At 74.1% G+C, this 8,311-nt stretch carries 6 protein-coding genes; 4 read left to right on the top strand and 2 right to left on the bottom strand.

Annotated elements, in window-relative coordinates; all coding sequences use genetic code 11:
- Window positions 1-50: 50 nt before the first annotated feature.
- Together M4J07_RS16175 and M4J07_RS16170 are read right to left on the bottom strand one after the other, a co-directional pair.
- Entirely contained in the window at window positions 51-3,011 is a 2,961-nt protein-coding gene (locus M4J07_RS16175; protein ID WP_255972424.1) for an NACHT domain-containing protein, read from the bottom strand.
- A gap of 107 nt (window positions 3,012-3,118) precedes the next feature.
- A complete protein-coding gene (locus tag M4J07_RS16170; protein WP_255972422.1) occupies window positions 3,119-4,141 on the bottom strand; it encodes an NAD(P)/FAD-dependent oxidoreductase in 1,023 nt (340 codons plus the stop codon).
- Window positions 4,142-4,272: 131 nt separating this feature from the next.
- Here M4J07_RS16170 and M4J07_RS16165 point away from each other — a divergent pair, with 131 nt between their 5' ends.
- From M4J07_RS16165 to M4J07_RS16150, 4 genes are all read left to right on the top strand, one after another.
- Window positions 4,273-4,848 carry a helix-turn-helix domain-containing protein gene (locus tag M4J07_RS16165; protein ID WP_255972420.1) on the top strand — a complete coding sequence of 192 codons (576 nt, stop codon included), beginning with the start codon at window positions 4,273-4,275 and terminating at the stop codon, window positions 4,846-4,848.
- 112 nt (window positions 4,849-4,960) lie between these two features.
- The gene (locus M4J07_RS16160; RefSeq protein ID WP_255972418.1) at window positions 4,961-5,947 is read left to right on the top strand and encodes an NADPH:quinone oxidoreductase family protein; all 987 of its coding nucleotides are present in this window, start codon (window positions 4,961-4,963) and stop codon (window positions 5,945-5,947) included.
- On the top strand, window positions 5,944-7,128 hold the full coding sequence (locus tag M4J07_RS16155; RefSeq protein WP_255972416.1) for an acyl-CoA dehydrogenase family protein: 1,185 nt from the start codon (window positions 5,944-5,946) through the stop codon (window positions 7,126-7,128). The genes M4J07_RS16160 and M4J07_RS16155 overlap by 4 nt, the downstream gene beginning before the upstream one ends.
- Window positions 7,125-8,240 carry an acyl-CoA dehydrogenase family protein gene (locus M4J07_RS16150; protein ID WP_255972414.1) on the top strand — a complete coding sequence of 372 codons (1,116 nt, stop codon included), beginning with the start codon at window positions 7,125-7,127 and terminating at the stop codon, window positions 8,238-8,240. Before M4J07_RS16155 ends, M4J07_RS16150 begins: the two co-directional genes overlap by 4 nt.
- Window positions 8,241-8,311 lie beyond the last annotated feature (71 nt).

Below are 8,311 nucleotides of genomic sequence, written 5' to 3'. Positions count from 1 at the left end.
CCTGGGCGCGTATCGCTTTCGTCGGCCCCTGCGTCCCCGCGTCCCCCCGTTCAGCCGGAGCGGGGCCCGCTCTCCCGGTCCGGGGGCGCGGCGGCCAGCCGCTCCTGGAGGCGGGCGTGCCGGAACTGGTAGACGGCGCCCGCCTGGCGCAGCACACCCCGCTCGTGCGCGTCCGCGAGGAACGCCATCAGCCGCCAGGGGAGCCGGCCGGCCGGGCACAGCCACAGCCGCGCCGTCAGCAGACCGCCCCACGCGGACAGGGCGAGGGTGATGAACCCGACGGGGAGGAAGACGATCGCCGCGTAGGACACCCCGGCGGGCAGCGAAGCCGACAGGGAGATCCCGGTGAAGAGGCCGACGAAGGAGACGAGGAAGGCGCGGACGACCGCGGTGTCCCGGTCGGTGTGCAGGCTCGCCAGCGGGCTCGGCGTACGGGTCACGTCCACGGGAGCGCCCAGCCAGCGGTGCAGACCGGCGGCGAACCCGGCGACGACTCCGAGCCCCAGGGCGCTGCCGAGCCCGAACGACAGGGCGGAGGTGAACAGTTGGGGCGCGTCCTCCCGGGTGATCCACCGGACGGCCCGACGGTCCAGGACCTCGTCGGTGTAGTAGCCGGGCATGGACCGTCCGTCGGGCAGCCGCACCATCACGGAGTCGCCGGATTCCTCGTCCTCCCGGCGGACGGACACCTCCATCACGGCGCTGTACGGGCGGCAGCGGGAAGCGGCGGTGCAGGGCTCGTCCCATACGGTCTCGTAGTCGCTGATGAAGACCGGGCTCTCGCCGTAGGTCTCCCTGTCGTCGACCAGACCGCCGCGCAGGGGCCGGGCCGGTACGAAGAACCGCAGTCCGTCGGCCTGCCGGCCGAACCGGGTGCCGTCGCCCGCGAGCACGTAGCGGCGGCCGTCGGCGTCGTGGTGCACCGGTCCCCGGACCGGGAACTCGGGCTGCGCCACGGCCCGGGCCGCGGACACCGTGCCCTCGGCGACGGCGAAGCCGATCCCCAGGACGATGCCGGTGAGCAGCCCCACCCGCAGCCCCTGCCACAGCGCCCGGCCGAAGCGGCGGCCCTGCCCGCCGGAGCGGCGGCCAAGGCGCACGGCCTGTTCGGCGCTGGCCGTGCCCTCCCCGCGCACGAGGCAGAACCCGGCCACCGCTCCCACCGCGCCCGAGACCAGTGCCGCGGACCCGGGCGCGGTGAAGAACAGGGAGGCGACGACGAGGGCCGTCATGACGCCCGTGGTGAGGGCTCCGACCGTCTTCCACACCCAGCGTCCGTAGCGGTTGCGCAGCAGGGGGAACGGCATGGTCGCGGGCGCCGCGGCAGGCGTGAGACCGGTGGCGGCCAGCGCCGCGGCGACCGACAGACCGTAGAGGGGGCCGACGACCAGCCAGCCGAGCAGTTCCGGCATCCCCGTGAACGGAGCGTGGAAGTGCAGGTCGCGGGTCAGCGGTCGCAGCGCTCCGACGACCGCCCCCAGCGGGACCACGCAGGCCAGCGCCAGCAGGAGCCGGCGTGCCGGAGCGCCCGTCCGCCCCAGCGCCAGGTGCCCGGCGCACAGACCGAGGACCACCGTCGCGGCCGTCACCGGGACGCCGACGTCGGCCCCCTTCGCCCAGAAGGCGAGACAGATCAGCTCCGCGACCGCGCCGAGCAGCAGCAGCGGTCCGACGGCGCGCAGCGGCCGGGGCAGTGCGCTGCGCAGCTCCCACCAGGCCAGATCGCGACTGCCGCGCCGCTCCGACTGCCGGGCGAGGAACGCGAGCCAGCGGGCCGCGTCCTCGGCGGGCCAGCGCGTCGAGGTGCGCAGCGACGCGGGCACGAACGCGTCCAGCAGGTGCTGCTCCAGGGCTTCGGGGGTGGCCAGTCCGGGGCGGTCGAGGAGTTCGGCGGGGTCGTGACCGGTGTCGCCGTACACCGCCCGGGCCATCGCCACCATCAGGGGCAGGGACAGGACCTGCCGCAGACAACGGGCGGTGGCCGTGCCGGGATCGCGGCGGATCCGGTCGAACACCGGGTCCCAGGCCGTCGTGCGCTCGCCGTGGGGACCGCGCAGGGGCCGTGCGGTGCGGACGAGGTACTCCGCCGCCTCCTCGAAGCGGAGCGGCTGCAGTTCGACCACCGCGGCCGACGTCAGGACGTCCCCGGCCTCGACGACCTCGGCGAACACGGTGCTGCGGCAGGTCAGCAGGAGCGGTGCGCCGGCGTCGAGTTCGGTGTTCAGACGCCACACGGCCGCCGCGCGCAGTGGTTCCGGCATCTCGTCCAGGCCGTCGACGACGGGCAGGATCCGCCCCGACTCCACCAGGGTGCGCGCCAGCGTGGTGCCCGCCGGCCCGTCGGCGCCCAGCGCCGGGTGGGCCGCGACGAGCCGCCCGGCCAGCCAGGCGTGCAGGCTCTGCCGGTCGCTCTGCCAGGAGGACGCCTGGAAGAGGACCGGGACGCCGTCGTCGGCGGACCTGCGGTCGAGCAGGTCGAGGGTGAAGCGCACCGCGAGCACCGTCTTGCCGCTGCCCGGCGCACCGATGACGACGAGGCGCCGGGACGGGACGTAGCCGAACACCTGGGAGATGTCCGGGAGCCGACCGGTCAGGTCGGGGCGCTGCGTGTCGCGGGACGGCCAGCCGACGGCGGTGTCCAGGTCGGACAGCCAGGCCGGCGCCCGGGACCAGCGCACCGCGAGGGGTTCGGGGTCCTGGAGCCGCCGCAGCCGCCACTCGGAGCGCCACTGAGCGCGCACGGCCGCGGCCAGGGCGTCGGCGGCGCGGTCCAGCCGCTCGTCGGCCGGGACCGTGACGGGCGGCTGCCGCACGGTGTGGAGCAGGCCCGCGAGGGACACGAAGAAGCCGAGGACCGACAGCAGCGGACCGGTGCCGCCGAGGCCGCCCGTGCGCAGGGCCACCGTCGTGAGCGCCCCCGTGGCGAGAGCCGCGCCCACCCACACACCACGCCGCCAGTACCGCATCAGCCGCGCCCCCGTCCCGCGCCCCAGCCAGCTGGTGGCGAGCATTGTCCCAGGAGGCGGGGGCCGTGGGCACCCGGCGACCGGGAGAACGTGGACGGCTCTCACACGTCGATCTCCGTCACGCCCCGACCCGCGTCACACGTCGACCTCCGTCACGCGCCGACTCCCGTCACGCGCCGGGCCCGCGCCACCGCCTCCTCGCCCTCCGCCGAGAACACCCCGGCCCGTCGCCGCTCGGCCGCACGCTGCGCGTCGGTGAGGACCAGCTGCGCGTTGATGAATGCGCCGGCCCGGTACCCGCCGCTCGCCGCGTTGATCACCTGCTCGGCGGGACCCGTCGCGTTCCCCACGGCCCACACGCCCGGCACGCTGGTCAGCCCCGTCGGGTCCACCTCGACGAACGGCCCCGCCGGGGTCTCCTGCGTCCGGGCGCCGAGCGCGGACAGCAGCGTGTCGCGCGGCGCCATGCGGGTCGGCACCACGAACACCGACCGGTCGACCACCCGCCCGTCCGCCAGCCGCACCCCGGTCAGCCGGTCGTCCGTCACCACGAGCCCGCTCACCCTGCCGCGGACCACGCTCACGCCGACCGCGGCCAGCAGCTGCCAGTCGGAGTCCGGGAGGTCGTCCTGCCCGGCGTCGTCCAGGAACAGCGTGACGTCGTCCGACAACTGGCTGAACAGGAGCGCCTGGTGGATGCCGGTCGCCTTGCGGTACAGGACGCCGATCGGCTGGTCCCGCACCTCGTAGCCGTGGCAGTAGGGGCAGTGGAGCACGTCCTTGCCCCAGCGCTCGGCGACACCGGGGACGTCCGGCAGCTCGTCGACCAGGCCGGTGGCGATCACCAGGCGGCGGGCGTGCACCCGGCCGCCGTCCGCGAGCGCCACCTCGAACTCGCCGGAGCCGTCGGGATCGGCCGCCGTCACCCGGTCCCGGACCAGCTCGACGCCGTAGCCGGCGACCTCCTCGCGGACCACGGCCAGGAACTCACCCGGCGGCATCCCGTCCCGGGACGGGTACCCCTGCATGTGCGCGGAGGGCGCGTTGCGCGGCTCGCCCGCGTCGACCACGAGGACCGAGCGGCGCGAGCGGCCGAGGATCAGCGCGGCCGACAGGCCCGCCGCACCGCCGCCCACGACCACGACCTCGTACGTGTCCTTCTTCGTGCTGCCCATGCTGACCACCTCGTGAGAACGCTGGATGCCGTCCCTCATGACGGTGGACCTGAAGCTCCGGTATTGACAAACACCTTTGCCGAAACTGCAATGGATTCATGACGTCACATGATCCTGGGGCAAACGAAGGCATGGATTCCGTGCTCTCCGGTGTCGGGCCGAGACTGCGGGCGCTGCGCAAGGAGCGTGGCGCCACGCTGGCCGGGCTCTCGGAGTCCACCGGCATCTCCGTCAGCACGCTCTCCCGGCTGGAGTCGGGGCTGCGCAAGCCCAGCCTGGAGCTGCTGCTGCCGATCGCCCGCGCCCACCAGGTGCCGCTGGACGAGCTGGTCGGCGCGCCGCCGGTCGGCGATCCCCGGGTGCGGATGAAGCCGATCGTGCACTTCGGCCGGACGATGATCCCGCTGACGCGGCAGCCCGGCGGCCTCCAGGCGTACAAGGTGATCGAGCCGCAGCGCCGGCTGGAGCCCGACCCGCGCACGCACGAGGGCTACGAGTGGCTGTACATGCTCTCGGGAAAGCTCCGGTTGGTGCTCGGTGACCACGACGTGGTCCTCGGACCCGGCGAGGCGGCCGAGTTCGACACGCGGGTGCCGCACTGGTTCGGGTCGACGGGGGAGGGGCCCGCCGAATTCCTGAGCCTGTTCGGGCCGCAGGGCGAGCGGATGCACGTCCGGGCGCGGCCCACCCGGGACAAGGAGGAGTGAGCGTCGCGGGGGCATTCCCAGGAGGGCAAGCGACCGCTTAGTATGCGGCTGAACCCGGTAGCGGACCGGATGTGGAATCCGGTGTGACGAAGCAGTCCTGTGGAGGCCCCGCATGCAGGCATGGCAAGTGCACGAGAACGGCGAGCCGAGCGAGGTGATGCGCCTCGAAGAGGTGGACCGCCCGGTGCCCGGCGAGGGGCAGGTCCTGCTCAAGGTGCGCGCCGCCAACATCAACTTCCCGGACGCGCTGCTGTGCAAGGGGGAGTACCAGGTCACGCCGCCGCTGCCGTTCACGCCCGGCGTCGAGATCTGCGGCGAGACCGAGGACGGGCGCCGGGTCATCGCCAACCCCGCGCTGCCGTACGGCGGTTTCGCCGAGTACGCCGTCGCCGACGCCCGCGCCCTGCTGCCCGCGCCCGACTCGCTGGACGACGCGGAGACGGCCGCCCTGCACATCGGCTACCAGACCGGCTGGTTCGGCCTGCACCGCCGCGCGCACCTCCAGGAGGGGGAGACGCTGCTCGTGCACGCCGCCGCGGGTGGCGTCGGCAGCGCCGCCGTCCAGCTCGGCAAGGCCGCGGGCGCCCGCGTCATCGGCGTCGTCGGCGGCCCCGAGAAGGCGAAGGTCGCGGCCGAGCTCGGCTGCGACGTCGTCATCGACCGCCGCTCGGAGAACGTGATCGGGGCCGTGAAGGAGGCCACCGGCGGCCGCGGCGCCGACGTCGTCTACGACCCGGTGGGCGGCGAGGCGTACACGCAGTCCGCGAAGACCGTCGCCTTCGAGGGCCGGATCGTCGTGGTCGGCTTCGCGTCCGGCACCATCCCGAGCCCTGCCCTGAACCACGCCCTCGTGAAGAACTACAGCATCCTCGGGCTGCACTGGGGCCTGTACGCCGCCAAGAACCCGAAGCTGATCCCGCACTGCCACGAGAAGCTCACCGAGCTCGCCGCGCGTGGTGCCATCAAGCCGCTGGTCAGCGAGCGCGTCGACCTCGCCGACGCCCCGGCCGCCGTGCAGCGCGTCGCCGACGGAGTGACGACGGGCCGGGTCGTCGTCGTGCCGGGTCTGACGGCCCGTACGGAAGGAGCCGCCGCATGAGCGTCGACGCCGCACGCCTGCGCACGCTGACCCAGGAGTTCCTCGCGGCGCACCCGCCCGCGACCACGCCCCGCGCGGACTTCCTGGACGCCCGCTTCGACGCCGGGCTCGCCTGGGTGCACTACCCCGAGGGCCTCGGCGGCCTCGGTGTCCCGCGCTCCCTCCAGGCCGTCGTGGACGCCGAGCTGGAGGCGGCGGGCGCCCCCGACAACGACCCGAGGCGCAACGGGATCGGGCTCGGCATGGCCGCCCCCACCATCCTGCGCTACGGCACCGACGAGCAGAAGCAGCGGTTCCTCAAGCCGCTGTGGACCGGCGCGGAGGTGTGGTGCCAGCTGTTCAGCGAGCCCGGCGCCGGATCCGACCTCGCCGCGCTCGGCACCCGCGCCGTCCGCGAGGACGACACCTGGACGGTCAACGGGCAGAAGGTGTGGACGTCCGGCGCGCACAACGCCCGGTTCGCCATCCTCATCGCCCGCACCGACCCGGACGTGCCCAAGCACAAGGGCATCACGTACTTCGTGTGCGACATGACCGGCCCGGGCGTCGACGTGCGCCCGCTGCGCCAGATCACCGGCGAGGCCGAGTTCAACGAGGTGTTCCTGACCGACGTCCGGATTCCCGACGCCCACCGGCTCGGCGAGGTCGGCGACGGCTGGAAGGTCGCCCAGACCACCCTGAACAACGAGCGGGTCGCCATCGGCGGCATGCGCATCCCCCGCGAGGGCGGTCTCGTCGGGATCGTCGCGAAGACCTGGCGCGAGCGCCCCGAACTGCGCACCCACGATCTGCACCAGCGGCTCGTGAAGCTGTGGGTGGACGCCGAGGTCGCGCGCCTCACCGGGGAGCGGCTGCGCCAGCAGCTCGTCGCCGGGCACCCCGGCCCGGAGGGCGCGGGCATGAAGCTCGGCTTCGCCCGGCTCAACCAGGAGATCAGCGGCCTGGAGGTCGAACTCCTCGGTGAGGAGGGCCTGTTGTACGACGACTGGACGCTGCGCCGCCCCGAGCTCGTCGACTTCGCGGGCCGCGAGGCGGGCTACCGCTATCTGCGCGCCAAGGGCAACAGCATCGAGGGCGGGACGAGCGAGATCCTGCTGAACATCGTCGCCGAGCGCGTCCTGGGACTGCCGTCCGAGCCGCGCACCGACAAGGACGTCGCCTGGAAGGACCTCTCCCGATGAGCACTCAGCCCGACCTCCTGTACTCCGAGGAGGAGGAAGCGCTCCGCTCGGCGGTCCGTGACCTGCTCGCCGACCACTGCGACGCGACGGCCGTGCTCGCCCGAGCCGAGACGGACGAGCCGCACGACCGCGCCCTGTGGAGGAACCTCGCCGAGAGCATGGGCCTGGCCGGTCTGCTGGTCCCGGAGGAGCGCGGCGGACAGGGTGCCTCGCACCGCGAAGCCGCCGTCGTCCTGGAGGAGTTGGGCCGCGCCGTCGCCCCCGTCCCGTACCTGACGAGCGCCGTCATCGCGACGGAGGCGCTGCTCGCGTGCGACACGTCCGAGGCCGGGACGCTGCTGGCGGCGCTGGCCTCCGGACGCACCGTCGGGGCGCTCACGGTGCCGCTGTCGGCGACGGCGGGGCAGGACTTCAGGGACGTACGGGCCGCGGACGGCGCCCTGACCGGCCGGGTCACCGGTGTCGCCGACGCGGCCGCCGCCGACGTGTTCCTGGTGCCGACCGCCGACGGCCTGTTCGCCGTCGACGCCTCGGCCGGCGGCGTCGCCGTCGAGCCGCAGATCTCCTTCGACCGGACGCGGCCGCTGGCGGCCGTGACGTTCGACGGGGCCGCCGGGCGCCTGCTCGCCGGCACCGCCGCGCCGGCCGTGCGCCGCGCCCTGCGGGCCGGCGCCGGACTCCTGGCCTCCGAGCAACTGGGTCTCGCCGACTGGCTGTTGACGGAGACGGTCCGCTACACGCGCGAGCGCACCCAGTTCAACCGGCCCGTCGGCTCCTTCCAGGCGCTCAAGCACCGGCTCGCCCAGCTGTGGCTGGAGGTCGTCAACACCCGCGCGGCCGCCAGGAACGCGGCGGACGCGCTCGCCACCGGCGGCGAGTCCGCCGGAGGCGAGGAGACGGACATCGCGGTGGCCGTCGCCCAGGCGTACGCGGCGCCCGTCGCGGTGCGCGCCGCCGAGGAGGCGCTCCAGCTGCACGGCGGTATCGGCATGACGTGGGAGCACCCGATCCACCTCTACCTCAAGCGCGCCAAGGCCGACTCGATCGCGCTCGGCACGGCGGGCCGGCACCGGGAGGAACTGGCCGAACTGGTCGATCTCCGGGCACCGTGACCCACCCCCGGCCACCGGGTTTTACCTCCTCTTGACGAGATGGCATTATTGCGAATCATTCGCAACAACAG

It is taken from the genome of Streptomyces longispororuber, assembly GCF_024448165.1.
GTDB lineage: Bacteria > Actinomycetota > Actinomycetes > Streptomycetales > Streptomycetaceae > Streptomyces > Streptomyces longispororuber_A.
Note: the sequence above shows the minus strand (reverse complement) of the source record. Positions and strands in the feature narration are given on the sequence as shown.